The organism is Flavobacterium sp. HTF (assembly GCF_003105115.1).
GTDB lineage: Bacteria > Bacteroidota > Bacteroidia > Flavobacteriales > Flavobacteriaceae > Flavobacterium.
Genome location: NZ_QETH01000040.1, coordinates 17789 through 40082, shown reverse-complemented (window position 1 = coordinate 40082; position 22294 = coordinate 17789). Strand labels below are relative to the sequence as shown.

The following is a 22294-nucleotide window of genomic DNA, read 5'->3' as shown; positions in this document are numbered from 1 at the left end:
TTAAAATTAATTTACTTAACATTTTTTTTGCAAAAAAAGCAATTAAAGTTTTTCGATTGAAATTTTTAATATACTTTTGTTCTATCAAACTAGTAGAATTTAAAATAAATTAAATGCAAAAAGGAATAAAGACTATTCAAATCCATTTCATATTTGAATAAAAAAGAGCTATCTGGCAATTTATACGATAAGTTTTTAACAGTTTAAAATTCTTCCAACCTCAGACCAACACAAATTTTTAATAAGAAGGAACCTTAATCTAAGGCAAAATTTTATAGAGACGAATCATATTATAATAATCCAAAATAAAAAAAAAAATGAAAAAACGAATGTGTTTGTAAATAAAAAAAACCATTCCTGCTGGAACAGAAATGGTGTAGCTTAAAAAGAAATTGTGCATCTCGATAAGGAAATGAAAATGGAGTAAATCTGTTTTCGCTTCACCTTATTTATTAAACTAAAAACAAAGTAATGAAAAAAAAATTAAACAGACATATTTGGTTATGTATTTTGTTGATTTCCATAGGAGTTAAAGCTCAAGAAACCAAACCGTTAATCCAGTCAAAACTCGAAGGAACAGTTGTGGATGCTGTTACCAAGGAGCCGGTTATCGGTGCTTCGATAAATATTAAAGGTACTACACACGGAGTAGTAACAGATTTTGATGGAAAGTTTTATTTCCAAACCGGGCAAAAATTTCCTTATACACTTATAGTAAGTTATATGGGATATAAAAAAACAGAAGTGGTAGTTAATACAAACTCTGTTGTGATTGATATTACGCAGGAAGAAAATGCATTGTCAGAAGTAGTAGTGACAGCACTTGGTATTACTAAAGAAAAAAAATCTTTAGGTTATACTACTCAATCGCTTAAAAACAAAGATTTATCAGATACGAAAGAAACGAATTTCTTAAATGCTATGACCGGTAAATTAGCGGGAGTACGTATTACCAATTCTCAGGGTGATATGGGATCTTCACGTATTATTATTCGTGGTGAAACCTCTATAGGAGGAAACAACCAGCCATTATTTGTGGTAGACGGAGTTCCGGTAGATAACACTCAATTTAGTTCTGCAGGTGGTACAAGTGCTTCCCGCGATTTCAAAAATGCGATTGCCGATTTAAATCCAAATGATATTGAAACTTTAACGGTATTAAAAGGCCCGAATGCAGCCGCCCTTTACGGGTCGCGTGCAGCGCATGGTGTTGTTCTTATTACTACAAAAACAGGAAAAAATCAAAAAGGGCTGGGGATAAACTTTAGTTCAGGGATCACGATCTCTCAGGTTGCTACATTACCAAGTTTTCAAAATACATTTGGGCAAGGATCAAACGGAAGATTCAGCTATGTAGATGGTAAAGGTGGCGGTATCAATGACGGAGTTGATGAAAGCTGGGGTCCTAAAATGGACGGACGCCTTATTCCTCAGTTTAATTCAAATGGTGTAGCAGTACCTTTCGTGGCTCATCCAAATAATGTGAAGGACTTTTTTAATACTGGAATTACTTATGAAAATAGTGTTTCTGTAGCGAAATCAAATGAAAAATCAGATTTTCGTTTAGGAGTAAATAATCAAAAACAAACAGGAATTGTACCTAACAGTGAAGTAAATAAAACAAACTTTACGATTAACACTAATTATCAGATATCCGAAAGTATAAAGGTAGGTGTAAATGCTAATTATATCACTACAAATGCCGGAGCTTTACCAGGTGGTCCATTTGGTAACCGTGCTGCAGGGGTGATGCTGCAGTTTCTTTGGTTCGGACGTCAGGTAGATATCAATGAACTTAGAAATAACAGAAATGTAAACTGGAATAACAGCTATTATAGCAATCCGTACTGGAATGCTTATTATAACACGACAAGTCAGCAGCGTAATCGTATAATAGGAGATGTGCATCTGGATGCAAAGCTTGCCGAAGGACTTAATTTTAAATTCCGTACCGGAGTTGACTATTATAACGACCGTAGAAAATACGAAATTAAGTATGGTACAAATGGAACTCCTTTTGGATCGTATGCTGAAGATGCTTATACTGTAAACGAACAAAATACAGAAGGTATTTTTACTTATACCAAAAAACTTAATGATGATTTTACTGTAGATGCTCTTGCCGGATTCAATATTCGTAACCACAGTGATGCAAACAATTATCAAAAAGCACCACGTCTGGCTGTACCGGATTTATATACATTAACCAATTCGAGAGATCCGTTAACGTCATCAAATACATTATCAAGATTGAGAGTATACAGTGCATATGCCTCAGCACAATTTGGTTACAAAAATTATGCTTATTTGAACGTGACAGCTCGTAATGACTGGTCATCGACATTACCAAGCAATAACCGCTCTTATTTCTATCCTTCCTTTAATGGTAGTTTAGTATTATCTGAAGCCCTGAATCTGAAAAGCAATACGCTTGATTTTTTAAAGGTACGTGGTGGCTGGTCTGAAGTAGGTAATGATGCAGATCCGTATCAATTGTCAACGGTTTATGATTTTCAAACCGCATTCGACGGAAATCCTATCCAAACTTCTTCAAAGAAAAAACTTAATGAAAATCTGAAACCTGAAACAACGCGCTCTACCGAATTAGGTTTAGAAGCTTCTTTCTGGAAAAACAGACTACATTTTGATTTTGCTTATTACAACACTAATAGTTTTGATCAGATTCTTGAAATTAAAACAACAGCAGCGAGCGGTTATAATTCTCAACTGATCAATGCAGGTAAAGTTAACAACCGCGGTATCGAAATTCAATTGGACGGAACTCCTGTTCAAACTGAAAATTTCAAATGGAACATAGCGGCAAACTATTCAACAAATAGAAGTAAAGTAGAAGTTCTTGATTACGAAGAAAACATTAAAAACTATACGATTGGTTCTTCCGGAGGTGTTGATGTATTGGCATCGGTAGGAGAAGCCTACGGAGCACTTTATGGTACAGCTTATCAACGAGATGCAAATGGAAATATAGTAGTTGGTGCGAACGGATTGCCAAAAGCTGATCCAACAAAGAAAGTATTAGGACATTATACTCCGGACTATTTAGCTGGTGTTACCAATACACTGACTTATAAAAACCTTGAACTTTCATTCCTTGTTGATGCCAGTGTAGGAGGGGAAATCTTTTCGGGAACTAACAGAACAGGAACTTATACAGGTGTACTGGCTGAGACTCTTCCGGGACGTGATGCTGCTAATGGCGGATTAAATTACTATATAACGACAGCTGGTGGCGTAAGTACAAAAAACCTGGTTTCAGGTGGAAATGTCCCTGCCGGAGCAGTAATATATGATGATGGAATGATATTTAAAGGAGTGTATGCTGATGGAACTCCGAATACTTCAGTACTTAGTGCTCAGGAATATTATAAAGCGTCATACAATATCAGTGAAGCTTATATTTACAGCTCTACTTTTGTAAAACTAAGAGAAGTAAAACTTGCTTACAATTTCAATAAAAAATTTGCGAGAAAGCTGGGATTAGACGGAGCCAGTATTACAGCGGTAGGTCGTAACCTGTTGTTTATTTATAAAGATGCGCCAAATATCGATCCTGAAACAGCTTTCAATACTGGAAATGCACAAGGGTTGGAGAGTTTAGCTTTGCCAACTACCAGAAATTTCAGTCTTAATGTTAATCTTAAATTTTAAAAACACAGAATCATGCTAAAAAAAATAGCCTATATAACTTTATTTGCATTGTCACTTACTTCATGTAGTGATACTCTGGATAATATTAATTCAAATCCAAATGCAACTGAAACACCACTGGCACCTTACCTGCTGACAGGATCATTAAAACAGGGAGCTGACTTATATTGGGGATCAACTAATAACTTTGATTCGTCCTTGTTATTTGTACAGCATTGGGCTAAAATCCAATATACTGAACCGGACAGATATGATGTATCTAATACGTCTTTTACCACTTTGTGGAATACAGGATATGCAACTTTAATTACAGATTTGAATACAATTATTAATTTTCCGGCAGACCAGGCAAATTCAAATTATAAAGGAGTTGCACTAACGTTACGTTCATGGACATTTTTATTGTTGACAGATGCTTATGGAAGCATTCCTTATAAAGAAGCAGGTCAAAAAATAACTCCGGCATATAATACTCAAAAGGAAGTCTATACAGGACTGCTGGAAGATTTGAAACAAGCCCAGTCGTTGCTTGGTACTTCAAACGGTGCCGTAACAGGTGATTTGGTTTATAAAGGAGATATCTTAAAGTGGAAAAAACTGGTGAATTCCCTTCGTTTGCGTATTGCCTTAAGAATTTCAGACAGAGAACCTGCTCTGGCCAAACAAACTGCAATTGAAGCAACAAACGATGCAGCAGGAGTGTTGAGCAGCAATAATGATACTTTTAAATTTACTTATATCAGTTCGCCTCAGCAAAATCCGGCATCAGCCTGGTTTGAAACCCGTGATGATTATCGTATTTCGAAAACTATGGTTGATAAATTATACGAACTGTCAGATCCTCGTTTACCGGTTTATGCTCAATTGCCATCAGATGCAAGCGTAGGAAAATATGTTGGAGGTGCCAATGGATTGTCAAATAACGATGCCAATAGTCAGGGTTTTGCCAAGACATCAAAACCGGGTACTTACTTCCTGACTTCTCAGTCACCGGCTGTGCTTGCTTCTTATTCTGAAACACTATTCAATCTTTCAGAAGCGGTAGCCCGTGGTTATATTTCCGGAGATGCAGAACAGCTTTATAAAAATGCAATTACCGCATCATTCAATCAATTTGGTATTACAGATGCAACAGTTATTTCTAATTATCTTAATCAGACAACTGTGAAATACGATGCAACAAATTTTGCCAAATCGATAGGTACACAAAAATGGATTGCATTTTACGGACAAGGTCTTGATGCCTTTGCAGAGTGGAGAAGACTTGATTATCCTGTACTAACAGCCGGACCGGCTACAGTTTTGGATGGAAAGATACCTTCTCGTTTCTTCTATCCCGGTACAGAGCAGTCATTAAATGGCAGCAATTATATTGACGCTGTAGGGGAGCAGGGAAAAGACCTGCTTACTACTAAACTGTGGTTTGATGTAAAATAATATTTAGGTACTCTCTATAGTTTTTCTAAAGTATAGAAATAGTATAAAAAGGCGCCAACTGTTCTTCAGTTGGCGCTTTTTGTATTATATGTTTCATATTTCCTAACTCATTGCTTTTATACCTTTAATACAAAAGCCTTTTAAAGTGACGAGAACTTAAATTGATTAAAACTTTGTTTCAAATTATAATATGAAACCTAATTTAAGGCTCGTGATAATTTAAAAATTGACAGGCGATAATAACTTTGATAATGTTTTGAAGTTTAATTCTCTAAATCAATTTACATGAAAAAATTATCAGTTTATATCATTTTTCTGCTTTTGGTTATAACAGGCTGTAAAAAAGAAAATGAAGCTACAAAAAGTACCCCGGACTCTGCCGACACAGTTTCAGATTATGAATTTGTAGGCGGTTATCCAACTGAAGCGACAATCAGGAAAGCTTATGACGATGCCGATTTAAGCAGGGCTATTCAGGCTTATAAATTTTTCTATCCTACAGTTTCGGGGCAGGCGATGTTTAAAGGGAATGCCCCTATTGGAGTTATAGCTAATACCTCCTTCGGAACATTAGATACTAAACCCGGACAAATAGGGTTTACCCTCAATTCAGATACTCCATATGGTCCTATACCTATCGATTTATCAAAAGGGCCAATGGTGATTGAAGTGCCCAAAGGTCCGCTTATTGTTGTCGCTATGGATATTAACCAGCGATGGGTAGCAGATATGGGAATACCGGGACCGGATGCGGGAAATGGAGGAAAGCATTTGTTACTGCCACCGGGTTACAAAGGCACGGCGCCTTCTTCGGGTTATCATGTTTGGAAATCATCCTCAGATAATTTGATTGTCGGAATTCGTTCACTTCCTGTAGGCGGCGATGTAAAAGCAGCGATGCAGCGTATTACAACTGTAAAAGTGTATCCTTTAAATAAATCATCAGACTGGAAAGAACCTGCATGGCTAGAACTCACCAATAAACCTCAAAACACAACCCCTGTTGATTGGGAAAATAATATAAAATACTGGGAGGAATTAAACGATGTAATACAACGTGAACCGGCATATGATGGTTATCGGGATTATTACGGTGAACTTGCAATATTAGGCATAAAGAAGGGGCAGCCTTTTAAACCGGATTCAAGGCTTAAATCGATACTTGAAAAGGCAGCAAAAATTGCCAATTCACAAATGAGAGTACAATCTTTTGCCGACAGACGTTCCGATCGTATTGTATGGAAAGACCGCCAATGGGAATGGGTAGGACTAAGATTTGAAGACGGGGATTTTAATACTCCGGATTATGTTGATCTTGATGCTCGTGAAACCTGGTTTTATCAGGCAATTGGGGCTTCGCCATCAATGTTTAGAAGAAAAGAAGGAGCCGGCTCATTGTATTGGCTTGGACTTAAAGATAATACAGGAAAATACGTAGACGGTGGCAAAACCTATAAACTAACCATTCCGACACCTGTTCCGGCAAAATTGTTCTGGTCGCTTACTATTTATGATGCTAAAACCAGAAGCCAGGTTAATACGGATCAAAATAAAGCAGCATTACGCTCTTTATTTGAATTGAAAGATAAAATAGCGGGAAAAACAATCGACTTGTATTTTGGACCAAAAGCTCCCGCAGGCAAAGAAGGACAATGGATTAAAACCATACCAAATGTAGGCTGGTTCGCCTATTTCAGAATTTATGGCCCGGAAACTGCAGCTTTTAACGGAAGCTGGAAACCTGGCGATTTTGAAGAAGTTAAGTAACTATTTAACCCATACAGCTATGAAAATACTATTTAAACTTTTACTATTTTTCTGTTGCTTATCCGTGCTGGCACAGAATCCGCCTAAAAAACAAGACTGAAAAACATTTGGTGGAGATATTAAACTCGATATCCGGGATTCTAAAGGCGACTGGCCTGCATTTCTTGAAACGAAAGCAAAAAAAGACGCCCCAAATGTACTGATCATTTTATATGATGATACTGGTTTTGCCGCATGGTCACCTTATGGCGGCCGAATCAATATGCCAACGATGGATGAACTGGCTAAAAATGGAATCACATATACACAATGGCACACCACATCGGTATGTTCGCCTACCCGTTCTACACTTTTGACAGGTCGTAATCATCATCAAAACGGATTTGGCTCTATATCAGAATCTGCAGTTGGATTTCCGGGTTACAGTGGCCATATTCCAAAAGAAAATGCCACGCTTGCAACCGTATTGCGTGAAGCCGGATGGTCAACCTTTTGGATCGGTAAGAACCACAACGTGCCTGTAGACGCTCTCGATATGGCTTCATCAAAAGAACGATGGCCTCTTGGACTTGGATTTGATCGTTTTTATGGATTTATTGGAGGGGAAACAAATCAGTGGTATCCAAGCCTTATAGAAGATAACCACTTTATAGATCAGCCTTCGCAACCTGAAAACGGGTATCATCTAAGCAAAGATTTAGCCGATAAAGCAATTGCTTATATTCAGGATTCAAAACAATCTAAGCCGGATAAACCATGGTTTATGTGGTACAATCCCGGCGCCAACCATGCGCCCCACCATGCACCTGCTGATTATATTGCGAAGTACAAAGGGAAATTTGATGACGGCTACGAAGCTTACAGAGATTGGGTACTTAAACGCATGGTCGATAAAGGCATTATGCCAAAAGGAACAAAACTCACCCCTTTAAATCCTATGCCAAAAGGCAAATTTTCTGAGGGAGATTCTGTAAAACCCTGGAACAGTCTTTCGGCAGAAGAAAAAAAATTATTTAGTCGTATGGCAGAGGTGTATGCTGCTTACTCCGAATTTACAGATGCAGAAGTTGGTCGTGTAATTAAATACCTGAAAGACTCCGGTCAGTTTGATAATACTTTGATTATGTATTGTGCTGATAATGGAGCTTCTGCAGAAGGTTCTCCAAACGGTTCGGTAAATGAGAATAATTTTTTTAATGCCTATCCGGATGATATGAAAGTTAATTTGAGCATGATTGATAAACTGGGTTCAGAGGATACATACAATCATTACCCAACAGGATGGGCGGCAGCATTTTCGACACCGTTCAAAATGTTTAAAAGATATTCAGGTTACAGTGGCGGTACTGCTGATCCCCTTGTAATTTGCTGGCCCAAAGGAATTAAAGCAAAAGGTGAATTGAGAAGCCAGTATCATCATTGCACTGATATTGTTCCAACCATTCTGGAAGCCTGCGGTTTAACAATGCCAGATGTAGTTGATGGTGTGAAACAGGAACCACTTGCAGGTGTTTCGATGAAATACAGTTTTGATAATGCAAAAGCACCAACCGCCAAAAAAGTGCAGTATTATGAAATGGTAGGTACAAGAGGAATCTGGAAAGACGGGTGGAAAGCTACGGCAGTTCATGGTGCTTTGCCTGTAAATATTGGAAATTTCGATAAAGATCAATGGGAGCTGTATAATGTAGATGCAGATCGTTCAGAATCTACAGATCTTGCTTCAAAATATCCTGAAAAAGTAAAAGAGATGCAACAGGTATGGATGGATGAGGCAAAAAAATATAACGTTCTGCCGCTAAATGATCTTTCAATACCGGAATTTCATAAATTGGAATACCACAAGGAAATTCCGACAGACGGCAGGTTCATTTATTATCCGGGAACAACAGAAATACCGGAAGCTTCCGCCGCACCAACGCTTGGGCGTTCTTTTAAAATTCTGGCCGAAGTAGATTTCACAAACGATACAAAAGGCGTTATAGTATCTCAGGGATCCCGTTTTGGAGGGTACAGTTTATTTGCAAAAGACGGAAAACTGACTTATGTCTACAATTTCCTTGGTCTTGCACCCGAGCAGGTTTTAAGCACTTCAGTTCCGGCAAATGGAAAACACATTGTCGGGGTTGAATTTGTAAAAGAAAAAATGAGCGATAAAAATGAGACTTTAGGTAAAATGAGGCTTTATGTAGATGATAAAGTAGTAGACGAAAAACCTTTTCGTACTCAGGCAGGCCATTATTCTCTTTCAGGAGAAGGTTTATGTATCGGACGTGACAGTGGCGATCCTGTTAGCAAGCAATATAAAACCAAATTCGATTTTAATGGAGGCAGGATTGCAAAAGTAGTTTATGACGTAAGCAATGATGCTTATCAAAATATAGAACATGAATTTAAAGTGAAAATGTCGAGAGAGTAAAATGTTTTTTGGAAGTTTTCAAAAAAGAAAAGCCTTTAAACAGCAATGTTTAAAGGCTTTTTACTTTTAAAGTTTCTGATCATATATCGTTTCATTTTATAATATGGAACAAGATCATTGGATATGCAACCATTTTAAGATAACCTTTTAGAATGCAATATTTTAATTTTACTATTCCTAAATTTTGTTCCGGTTGATTCTGTAGTTCTATGTTTAGCATTTGGAGGTTCAAAAAACAGAAACGTAATGCTTATACAGAACCCAAAATCATGACTGATTGCTCAGATGACCATCCAAAGAATTCGCATCAATTTTTTTAAGTTTAAACACAAAAGAGATGAAATTAATTTACTTTTTGATTGATTTTGACGTGAAAAAAGTTTTATTAATTTTATTTCTCTTTCCATTATATACATTTTCTCAAAACTGTACAGTAAATGCAAATGCAGACAGAAGCCAGTGTCCGGGTGGTCAATTAGAACTGCTGCCAGATGAGTTTTATTTATTTGGAACTGCCAATGCTGATGTTGGAGCTGATTATTTGCAAAACCCATTTTGGACCCAGATATCGGGAAACGCAGTTAACATAACCACTCCCAATTTAGTTCAGGTTTTAGTAAAAGGAGCTTCACCGGGAAATACATACGGATTCAGATTAACGGCTCAATGTGCAGATGGCTCAACAGTTTTTGATGATGTTTATATAACTATTTTGCCTGTAACTTTTGCAAATGCAGGAACAGATCAAACATATTGTCAGGGAACGTATGCGCTAAATGGAAATTTACCCGGAACTTCTGAAACCGGAACATGGACTATCAAAGGCCCAAATAATGCCGGAATCACCATAAATAATCCAAATTCTCCTAATACAACAATTACGGTTTCCGGTACCAGTTCCGGAAGTAGTATCCTGGTTTGGACCATATCAAATACATCCTCGGGCTGTACCTCTTTTGATGAGGTTGTCATTTCAACTTTAGGAGGTGTTGAACCTGTTACGGCAGGATCTGACATTACTCTTTCTAATTGTTATTCGGCGACAGAAAGTGTAAATTTAAATGGCAGTTTTGGAGGTACTGTTCCTGGACAACAACAGGGAACATGGACAGTGGTTTCGGGACCAAATATTCCTAATTTTTCAAATCCGAATACTAATAATACCAATGTAAATGGACTGGTTGAAGGAACATATGTTTTTAGATGGACAGTGGCAGGAACTTGTGCAAACGGAGTTGATGACGTAACCGTTACAGTTCCTGCGCCAACTGCTGACGTTACTAATGTTGCCGGTGTATCATTGTACTATTGTGACGGAAGAACAGCAACGACTTTACAAGGTACCATACCATTATATGTAAATGAAACAGTACAATGGACACAAACCGGAGGACCTGCATCCACTATTGTAAATCCAACTTCTCCTTCGACATTGGTTACCGGAATGACAAGTTTGGGGACCTATACTTTTTTATACACTTTAACCAATAGTGTTACCAATTGCGTAAGTACCGGAACCCATACTATAGTTTTAGAAAACCAGATAGCAATAACAGCAGGGCCAGATCAGGAATTAGGTTGTAATGTTTTTACCGCTACAATTCCGGTTACTTCAGTTGGAAGCGGACAGACCAGTTGGCAGATCGTCAGCGAACCAATTGTGCCCCCTCTTTTGAACCCTCCTTATCCTTCATATCCAACACCTTTAGTAAATTTTTCGGGCAATAGTTTTGATGTGGATCAATTATTGTTTTCAGGGACTTATATTGTCAGGGTCATCAAAAATCCAAATCCGGGAAGTCTTTGCGAAACCGTCTATGATGATGTTACAATAGTTTCATCGGCACAACCTGCAGGTTCAAATGCCGGAACAACCCAAAATCTGGGATGTAATTTAACTACAGCGGTTTTGGCAGGAAATATCCCGACACGCGGAAGGGGTAAATGGTCTCAGGTTTCAGGCCCTTCTACAGCTGTTTTTTCTAATGTAGCAGATCCTACAACCACTGTTTCTTCTTTAGTAAATGGACGATACGAATTTAGATGGACTATCTCTGGAGGAGCAGCTTGTGATGTTACACAAAGTATTTCACAGGTTATTGTTTCGAATGCAATACCAAGTCAGGCAAATGCAGGAAATGATCAGTCTGTTTGCTACGGTATACCAGTTAAGTTACAGGGAAATACAACATTGAGCAGTGAAACCGGAACCTGGACAGTGTCTCCGGCTACAGCAATAACTTTTAGTAATGTTAATGACCCAAATGCAACAGCTTCAGGATTAGCACAAAATACGGCTTATACTTTTACCTGGACAATTGCAAATGGCTGCGATACATCGTCAGATACTGTTACAGTTGCCACCAATAATTCGCAAGGAGCTAACGCTGATGCGGGCCCGGACCAATGTTTACCTGCAGGAACTGCAACAATAACCTTAGCTGCAAATAATCCGGCTCCCGGAACAGGATCATGGGTTCAGACTTCTGGTATTGCGGTAATAATAACAAATCCCGGTCAATATAATACTACGGTAACAGGTTTAAGTGACGGTGATTATGAATTTACATGGACGATTAGTGGAGTTGGCTGTACTGATGATAGTGATACCGTAGGCATTACAATTGCTCCAAGCATAACTGTTGCTCAGGCAGGAGCAGATCAGAGCATTTGCGGAAGCACTGCAACAGTAACCGCAAATACACCTGCGGCCGGAGAAACCGGTTTGTGGGAATTTGTAAGTGGGGGTGACGGGCCGGTAATTACAAATCCTTCAAATCCGACAACAACGATTACCGGGTTAACAACGGGCGCATGGGTATACAAATGGACAATTTCAAGAGGTGTTTGTGTTTCCTCTTCAGATTCGGTACAGTTAAATATTAATGAAGCACCATCTCAGGCAATTGCCGGAGCAGATCAGACAACATGTAATCAGACAAGTGTTACGCTTGGTGCAACACCGCCAAGTATAGGAAGTGGAATTTGGTCATTAATAAGCGGACCAAATTCACCTGTTTTTTCTGATGCAGCCTCAGCAGTTTCAACTTTGTCTAATTTAATAACCGGTCAGTATATTTTAGAATGGACAACTTCTACCGGATTAAACTGCCCTGAAAGTAAAGATCAGGTTGCCATAAATGTAACCGAAGCAGCTGCTGCAGGTTCAGATTATGCAACTTGTTTAGAAGGACCACTTAACTTAACAGGAAACAATGGAAGTACAGGAACCTGGAGTTATGTTTCGGGACCAAATACACCCACAATAACATCAACAGGAAATAACAGTGCATCAGTAACCGGCTTGATTCCGGGAACTTATGTTTTTAGATATACAGTTGCAGCTCAGGGATCTTGTCCTGAAACATTTGATGATATTAGCGTAATAATTAATGGAAGTGTGGCAACTGCCCCAAATGCGGGAACAGATCAAAGTTTGTGTGGTGCAGATTTGCCTGTTCAGCAAATTCAGCTTACAGCAACTCCACCAGATTTAGGAACCACCGGAGAGTGGACTATTTTGTCCGGACCGAATGTTGGAACGTTTTCTGATGCTTCAGATCCTAATGCAATATACAGTAATCCAGGTTTTGGAACTTATGTTTTCAATTGGAAAGTCAGTTCTGGAAGCTGTAGTAGCTCAGATCAGGTGCGTGTTGTATACTCAGATGCGCCATCGCTTGCAAATGCAGGCGGAGATAACACAATTTGTGGATCGACAACGACTCTTACAGCAACGACTCCAGTTGTTGGGACTGGAAAATGGACCCAGGATTCAGGCCCAACGACAGCTGTTTTTAGTTCTGAAATATCACCAAATACAAGAGTTTCCAATCTGACAGTAACGGGAGGAGTTTATGTTTTTAGATGGACAGTTACTAACGGTACGATATGTACGCCAACAACAGATACGGTTCAAATTACGGTTACAGCAGATTTGACAACTCCGGATGCGGGTCCTGATCAAACGATTTGTCAATCGTTAACTGCAGTTTCATCAGCTAATCCAATTACTGTGGGAACCGGAACATGGTCTCAATTTAACGGACCGGCTTTGGGATCTTTTTCAGATCCTGCAAATCCCAATACTGTATTTACGCCCAATGGCGCCGGAACTTATATACTACGCTGGACTGCGACTAATCTTTCCTGTACATTTTTTGATGACATGGTTTTAATAGTTGATCCTTTGCCATCTTCATCGAATGCCGGAACACCAATTTCAGTTTGTCAATTTCAACCGGTAAATTTAAATGGAAATACACCAACAGTTGGAACCGGCTTATGGACACAGGTTTCCGGAGCCACAACAGCGGTATTTGCAAATGCAGCTTCGCCGGCTACAGCAGTATTTGGTACACAAGCAGGAGTTTATGTTTTTAGATGGACTATTTCAAGCGGAACCTGTGTACCAAGTTCAAGTGATGTTACCGTTACAATTAATCAATTGCCGCCTTTGGCAGATGCCGGAACTGATCAAACGATTTGTAATACTTCAGTAACAACTTTATCAGGAAATAATCCGTCATCAGGAACGGGAACATGGACATTTGTTTTAAACGCCGGAAACACTGCCGTTATAACAAATCCAAACTTATATAATACAACAGTTACAGGGATTTCAGCAGGACAAACGAGACTTAAGTGGACAATTTCAAGCGGATCTTGTGCACCATATTCTGATGAGGTAAATATCCAAAAACCATCTAATTTAATAACCTCTGCCTTAACAAGCGATACCACTATTTGCCAAGGCGGAACGTTGACTTTAACTACAACACCTTCAGGAAGTTTAACGCCTTATAGTTACCAATGGCAAAGCTCGCCAAACGGAGTTTCCGGCTGGACCAATATTTCAGGTCAGACAGGGGCTTCTTACACAACAGACAGCAATTTAACAATTGGAGATTATTTTTACAGAGTAAATGTTTTTAATTCATGTACTCAAATTACAAGTAATGTTGCCAAATTAACAATCATTGCAGATCCGTTAGTTACATTACAGCCGATTGGAAATACAATTTGTTCAGGTGGAACTCATACAATGACTGTTGCCGCAACAACGACAAACCTGTCCGCCGGAACACTTAATTATCAATGGCAGAGTTCTGTTGATGGAATTTCAAATTGGGTAAATGTATCAGGAGGAACCGGAGCAGGTACAACGAATTATACAACCGCAGCCTTAACATCCAATTTATATTTTAGAGCCAGAATATCGCAAACAGGAAGCGGCTGTGAAATTTTTTCAAATTCCGCATTGGTGAATGTTACTATAATTACGGCACAACCTGTAAATCCTTCCCCAATTTGTGTTGGCGGAATAGTAAATATAACCATTGCAGCTTCTCTAAACGGAGGTTCAGGAAGTTTAAGTTACCAATGGCAAAGCAATTCAGGCTCCGGTTTTGTTAATGAAACAAATGCATCTGCAAATACACCAAATTTTACTTCAGATCCTTTAACAGGAAATACAAATTTCAGATGCCTGGTAACGTCTTCAGTTACAAATTGTATCTTAACTTCAAATGTAGTAACAGCAACCGTTGTGCCTGATCCTGCCATTACGGTTCAGCCTGCAAATGGAACTGTTTGTGTAGGAGGTTCCCATACTTTAAATGTTGTGGCAACTGGTGGAGTACCGGGTTTAATTTACCAATGGTACAGTGGTCCGGATGGTTCTAATTTTGCTCCAATATCAGGAGCAACTTCAAGTACCTATACAACACCTGCGCTTAATTCAACCACTTTTTACAGAGTAGAAGTTTCTGCTGCGGGAAATGGTTGTGGTTCAGTAACATCAAACAATGCCCTGGTCGTTGTAGACCCTGATCCGGTTGTTAATCAACAGCCTGTAGGGAATACAATTTGTTCTGGCAATACCCATATAATGAGTGTTATAGCTTCAGGAAATGCTGTTTTTCCTTTGAGTTATCAATGGCAAAGCTCAATTAACGGCTCAACAGGATGGAGTAATGTGACAGGAGGAACAGGTGCAAATACAGATACTTACACAACAGCTTCACTTACCGCAACTTTATATTATAGAGTGCAGATTAGACAATCTCCTAGTGGTTGTGAGACTTTTTCAGATGCAGTACCGGTTATAGTTGCCACTATTACGACACAACCAATACCGACAACAATTTGTATTGGAGGAATTGTAAATCTAAATATTACGGCTTCGCTAAACGGAGGTACAGGTACACTTTCTTATCAATGGCAAAATTCTGCGAATGGAACATCAGGCTGGACAAATGTTACGGATGGAACCGGAGCAACAACAAATTCCTATACTTCGGGAGCATTATCAGTGAATACTTTTTATCGCTGTGTAGTTACTTCATCAACAACAAATTGTACTATAATTTCTAATGTGGCACAGGCAACTGTAGTTCCTGATCCAACAATTACGGTTCAGCCAACCGGAACGACTATTTGTTCAGGGGGAAATTATACTTTGGCTGTAACAGCCACAAACGGTACCCCGAGTTTAAATTACCAATGGTTTAGCAGTACAGATAATAATACGTTTACTTCAATTTCAGGTGCTACCTCTTCGACTTATAACACTCCGGCTTTAACACAGACAACCTACTACAGAGTCGATGTTTCGGCAACAGGAAATGGCTGCACAACGATAACCTCTTCTGTAGCGATAATTATTGTTTTATCTGATATTTCGATCACAACGCAGCCTGTACAACGAACCAATATTTGCAGTGGTTCAACAGCAACATTAAATGTAACGGTAAGCGGCGGTTCCGGAAATTATAATTACCAATGGAAAAATGCGATAGTATTGACAGGTCCTTATACAAATATCCCTGGTGCAATTTCAGCCTCATATACAACTCCGGCTTTATCGCAAAATAATTATTACCAGGTTGTTATTTCAGATGGAACTCAGGGATGTGATCCGGTTACTTCAAATATTTCCGCAGTAATTATTCCAACCATAACAACACAGCCACTTGTACCGGCCACAGTTTGCACCGGCGGAACAGTTTCTTTAACAACAGCAGCTTCCGCAAATGGTGGTTCCGCAACATTCTCTTATCAATGGCAAAGCTCCTCAGATGGTTCAACTGGATGGACAAATGTTACTGCAGGGTCAGGAGGGACAACTCCAAATTATAGTTCCGGGCCATTAACAGCCACAACCTATTTTAGAGCCCTGATTACTTCTGCTACACCAGCTTGTACACTTATTACAAATGTGGTTTCGGCAGTTGTAATTCCGGATCCGACAATTGCCACACAGCCAACAGGAGGGAATATCTGCGAAGGCGGAACATTTACCATGACATCAGGAGCTGCAGACGGTTCAGGAAATTATACGTATCAATGGCAGGAATCTTTAAATGGAACATCGGGCTGGGCAAATGTAACCAATGGATCGGGAGCAAATACACCGACCTATACGACAGGAATTGTAACCGCAGATACTTTTTACAGATTACAAGTTACAGATTCAGGAATGGGTTGTGGAGTTATAAATTCTTCTGCTGCAAAAGTAGATGTTTTTGAATCTCCAATTATAACTTTACAACCTTTAGATGATGAAGTCTGTACCAACCAAACGCATACTTTTACAGTTACGGCTTTTGGAAATATTCCGTCAGGAACTTTATTGTACCAATGGCAGACAGCATTGGTTTTGGCAGGGCCTTATAGTAATGTAACTGATGGAACGGGAGGAACAACGGCTTCATATACAACACCAGTTTATACAACAGCGGGAAACCGATATTTTAGAGTTGTAATTTCTCAATTGCAGGCGGGCTGTGAGACGGCTTCAAATCAGGTAACCTTAAATGTGTTTGATATTCCGGCAGCACCAGTTGGATCAGTAATCCAACAACCCTCTTGTACTAACGCTACAGGAATAATTTCCATAACGAATCCGGATTTAGGAACAGGTTATGAATATAGTATTGATGGAATAACTTTTCAGGCGAGTAATATTTTTGCAGGACTGCCTCCCGGCAATGAGACTATTTATGTGAGACGAATCGGTTTGAATACTTGTATATCCGGCGGAACGACATTTACTATTTTTAACAGAGTTTGTGCTGTTCCTGAAACTTTTGCCTCAATTTCGGGAGATTTGGGAGGCAATACCGGAACTCAGACTATTTTAGATAGTGATACTATAAATGGTGTTATTGTAAATACGTCAGATATTACGGTGACTATAAACTCAATTTCCAGCTACTTAACTTTCGATCCGTTAACCAATACCATTTCGGTAGCTCCGGCAACTCCGGCAGATGATTATACTTTAACTTATACGATTTGCGAAACAGCCAATCCTTCAAATTGTTCTACAACTACAGAGATTATTAATGTAACTACTGCGGGAATCGATGCAAGAATTGATATTGTGCCTTTTATTGTAAACGGTTATGTCGATAATTTTAATGTGATTAATGCTTTAACAAATGACAGATTGGCGAGTTTGCCGGTTACAGTATCAAATGTTCAAATATCGCTTGTAAATCCGGCATTGCCTATTGATCCGCTTGTTACAACAGTTCCGGTATTGGATATTGCAACAGGAAATGTCGATGTCCCTGCCGGAACCGTAAAAGGACTTTATGAGATCAGATACAGGATTTGCGAAATTGCCTCACCCTCAAACTGCGATACAGCCAGTATTTTGATTCAGGTAGGAACGACAATAATCGATGCCAATGATGACTGGGTAGAAAATATTAACGGTTTTATCGGGCAGGTAAATGCTGTAAATGCACTTACAAATGATACTTTAAACGGAACAGCAATTACTTCTGCCAATTTTGATGAAATAATTATTACTCAGGAACTGCCGGCAACTCCTTTATATCCGGGAGCAAATGTTCCTATATTGAGTCCTGCAACGGGCTGGGTCAGCGTGCCTGCTGAAACTCCCGCAGATACTTATTACATCACCTATCATATTTGCGAAAAACTGAATCCTTCTAATTGCTCAGATGCCAGTATTGCCATTGTAGTAGATCCGGCACCAATTGTAGCTAATGATGATGTCATTAATAATGTAAACGGCTATGAGGGTGCTGCAAATATTATAAACGCTTATACCGGTAATGATACTTTTAACGGAATTGCCGTCAATATAACTTTAGTTGGTTTAATTACACCGACAATTTTAATTCCCGCAGCACCAATTAACGGCGGACCAGTTCCTGAATTGATTGTAGCTTCAGGGCGCGTTAATATTCCTGCAGGAACCCCGGCAGGACAATATCAGATTAAATATCAATTGTGCGAAAACCTTAATCCGGGTCATTGTGATGATGCCATAATCACAATAAATGTAACTGCACCAGAAATTATAGCTACAGATGATGCAGTTGCAAACGTAAACAGTTATTCTGGCGCAGCAGATATTTTAAATGCTTATGATAATGATACACTAAATGGAGGAACGCTTGATCTTTCGACCATAACTACAACTGTTATTTCTGTTCCTGGTGCCATAAATGGAGGTCCGGTTCCGTCGTTTGATATCGCAACAGGACTGGTTAGTGTACCGCCAAAAACACCTGCAGGAGAATATAAATTTGTATATCAGATTTGTGAAAGCCTAAACACAGGCAATTGCGATCAGGCAACGATTACCATTACCGTAGTTTCGGCACCAATTATTGCAGAAAATGATGTTCCTTTTGCTCCTGTCAACGGTTTTGCAGGAAATCCAAATGTTATAAATGCTTTAGATAATGATACTCTGGACGGTATTCCGGTATTACTTTCGGAAGTTCAGACAGATGTTTTAATTCCCGCAACTTCCATTAACGGAAGCCCAATTCCTGTTTTAAATCCATTGACAGGAAATGTAAGTGTTCCGGCAGGTACAGCGGCAGGGAATTATTTTATAACGTATCGCTTAAGCGAAAAATTAAATCTTACCAACAACGATACGGCTATCATTACAATAGAAGTTACAGCACCTTTAATTCAGGCAAATGATGATACTGTGGCTAATATTAATGGTTATGTAACCACTGTAAACGCCATAAATGTTTTGGCAAATGATACACTTAACGGTATAGCAGCAAGTTTAAATGACATTAATATCACGGTAGATACTCCTGCAGCATCTATAAACGGAGGTTCAGTACCCGTTTTACAACCTTTAACCGGAATGGTCAGCGTTCCTGCAGGAACTCCTGCAGGCGATTATGAAATTACATATCATATTTGTGAGAAATTAAATCCGGCAAATTGTAATGATGCAACGGTTTATGTTACTGTTGCTGGGCCGCCAATTCTTGCAGTAAACGACAATGTAGCAGGTATAAACGGATACAAAGGGGAAACCAATGTTATAAATGCTATTACAAACGATTTACTAAACGGAACCCCAGTTCAATTAGCACAAATAAATATAACTTCTATAAGCACTGCTACACCAGCAGACTATGTTTCAGGAAATCCGGTTCCGGTATTAAATACAACAACCGGAATTGTAGATGTACCGGCAGAAACTTCATCGGGAACATACACCATTCATTACAGCATCTGCGAAAAATTAAATCCCGCAAACTGCAGTGAGGCAGATATTGTTATTCAGGTAATTGCTGCTACAATAATTGCCAATAATGACATTGATCTTAATGTAAACGGGTATACAGGATCATCAAATGCATTCAATGTTCTTGATAATGATTCTTTCGATGATTCATCAATAGAGTCTAAAACAGCAAAAATAAAAGCAATAAACATCAGCCAGATTACGATAACTATTTTAAATCCTGCAAATTCAGTAAACGGAAATCCAAACGTTCCGGTTTTAGATACTGCAACCGGAATTATAAGTGTCCCACCTCAGACTCCGGCAGGATTGTATACTATTCAATATCGAATTTCAGAGAATTTAAATCCATCAAATTTTGATGATGCAACTGTGTTTATTACTGTAACTGCTGCAGTAATTGAAGCTAATAGTGATACTGTTTTAAACGTAAATGGATTTAACGGTCAGGCCGATGTAATAAATGCAATAACAAATGATAATCTCAATGGAGTTGCAGCGCAATTAGCAGAAATTACAATTGGAGCCGTAACACCAGCAACACCAATAAATGCAGGTCCTGTGCCAACACTGGATATCGTTACGGGAAATTTAAACGTGCCGGCAGGAACCCCAAGCGGAACATACACCATTCGTTATGAAATCTGCGAGAAATTGAATCCGGCAAACTGTAGTCAGGCGGATATTATTGTAACCGTAATTTCAGGGCCAATAATTGCCAATGACGATTCAGCATCAGGAATTAATGGCTTAGACGGAGCAGTAAATGTCGTAAATGTTTTAACAAACGATTTATTAGATAATGCTGCGCCTGCATTATCACAAATAACAATAAATGTAGTTTCGCCTGCAGATGCAATTTCCGGCGGAGCAGTTCCAAATTTAAATACAAGCACAGGATTGGTGAGCGTTCCGGCGGGTACATCATCAGGAATATATACAATTGTTTATCAAATCTGTGAAAATCTAAATGCAACTAACTGTGATCAGGCTGTCATTAAGCTGACAGTAGTGCAGCCTGAAATAACATTAGTGAAACGAGGCGTTTTCTCAGATACGAACGGGGATGGTTATGCACAGCCCGGAGAATTAATCCGTTACATCTTCCTTATCGCTAATACTGGCTCAATAGATCTGAACAATGTAACCGTTACAGATCCAAAAGCGGTAATTTCAGGAACTCCGGTTGCAACATTAATTGCTGGGCACGTTAACACAACAAATTATACCGCCACTTATGTTTTAACACAAGCTGATATCAATTCAGGATTTGTTGTAAATCAGGCATTGGTAACAGCACAGCCAACATCAGGAACTGCTATTCAGGATTTATCAGACAGTGATGATCCAACGCTAACAGGAGACGACGATCCTACCGTTACGCCAGTTATTCAGTTTAAAGATCTGACATTAATTAAAGGAGGACAACTAACAGGAACCGGAGGAGTCGGGTCTGTAATCAACTATAACTTTACCGTTAGAAATACCGGGAATGTAACTCTTTCCAATGTTGAAATAACGGATCCAATGCTGACAGCTACTTCAATTGTGGTTACACCAAGTACGTTAGCACCTGGAGAAAACGGAACGGCTATTGCCTCATATACCGTAAATGCTGCGGATGTTGTGAGCGGAGAAGTAATAAACACAGCGCTGGCTATTGGTGATGATCCGCAAGGAAATTCTGTTATTGATGTTTCAGACAGTACAGATCCGGTTTTAACTGGAGATGATGATCCGACGGTTGTCGATTTAACGCTTAACCCATCTATTGCGCTTATTAAAACAGCAGTATTTAATGATGAAAATAAAAATGGTTATGCAGAAATAGGAGAGACCGTAACCTACAATTTTGCCTTAACCAATACAGGAAATATTGTTTTGGTAAATGTTGTTGTAAAAGACCCCAAACCAGGAATCACGATTAGTGGTGGACCTATAATTTTGAGTCAGGGAGAAACCAATTCCACTATATTTAAAGGCACTTATGTTTTAACTGCTGCTGATATTGAGGCCGGATTTGTAGAAAATCAGGCTGAAGCAGAGGCTGTAACCCTGGATGAATTAACGGCAACCGATCTTTCTGATGATAACTCTAATCTGGAGAATGATCCAACGATTTTACCATTAAATGTCTGCAAAGTCATCATTTACAATGCCGTTTCACCAAATGGCGACGGGATAAATGAAATTTTCAAAATTGATGGAATTGAATGTTATCCTCAAGCTTACGTGCAAATTTACGACCGCTGGGGAGTTTTGGTTTATGATGCTTATGGCTATGATAATGAATCAATAGCGTTTAAAGGAATTTCTGAAGGAAGAGCAACAGTCAACAGACAAAAACGACTGCCAAACGGAACCTATTTCTACGTAATTACATACATAACCTATTTGAATGAACCAGTGAGCCAAACAGGTTATCTGTATTTATCAGGAAATTAATTTTTTAAGATTCAATA

At 39.0% G+C, this 22294-nt stretch carries 5 protein-coding genes; all 5 read left to right on the top strand.

Going from position 1 to position 22294, the window contains the following annotated elements:
- Positions 1-471 precede the first annotated feature (471 nt).
- The 5 genes from DCO46_RS13205 to DCO46_RS13185 all read left to right on the top strand — a co-directional run bounded on the left by DCO46_RS13205 (position 472) and on the right by DCO46_RS13185 (position 22277).
- Positions 472-3669, top strand: coding sequence for a SusC/RagA family TonB-linked outer membrane protein (locus tag DCO46_RS13205; protein WP_116752985.1), 3198 nt, complete (start codon positions 472-474; stop codon positions 3667-3669).
- Between the two features lie 12 nt (positions 3670-3681).
- The gene (locus DCO46_RS13200; protein ID WP_116752984.1) at positions 3682-5106 is read left to right on the top strand and encodes a SusD/RagB family nutrient-binding outer membrane lipoprotein; all 1425 of its coding nucleotides are present in this window, start codon (positions 3682-3684) and stop codon (positions 5104-5106) included.
- A gap of 285 nt (positions 5107-5391) precedes the next feature.
- A complete protein-coding gene (locus tag DCO46_RS13195) occupies positions 5392-6873 on the top strand; it encodes a DUF1254 domain-containing protein (protein ID WP_116752983.1) in 1482 nt (493 codons plus the stop codon).
- Between the two features lie 118 nt (positions 6874-6991).
- Positions 6992-9292 carry an arylsulfatase gene (locus DCO46_RS13190; protein ID WP_165828945.1) on the top strand — a complete coding sequence of 767 codons (2301 nt, stop codon included), beginning with the start codon at positions 6992-6994 and terminating at the stop codon, positions 9290-9292.
- Between the two features lie 337 nt (positions 9293-9629).
- Positions 9630-22277, top strand: a complete 12648-nt coding sequence (locus tag DCO46_RS13185; protein WP_116752982.1) for a gliding motility-associated C-terminal domain-containing protein — start codon at positions 9630-9632, stop codon at positions 22275-22277.
- Positions 22278-22294 lie beyond the last annotated feature (17 nt).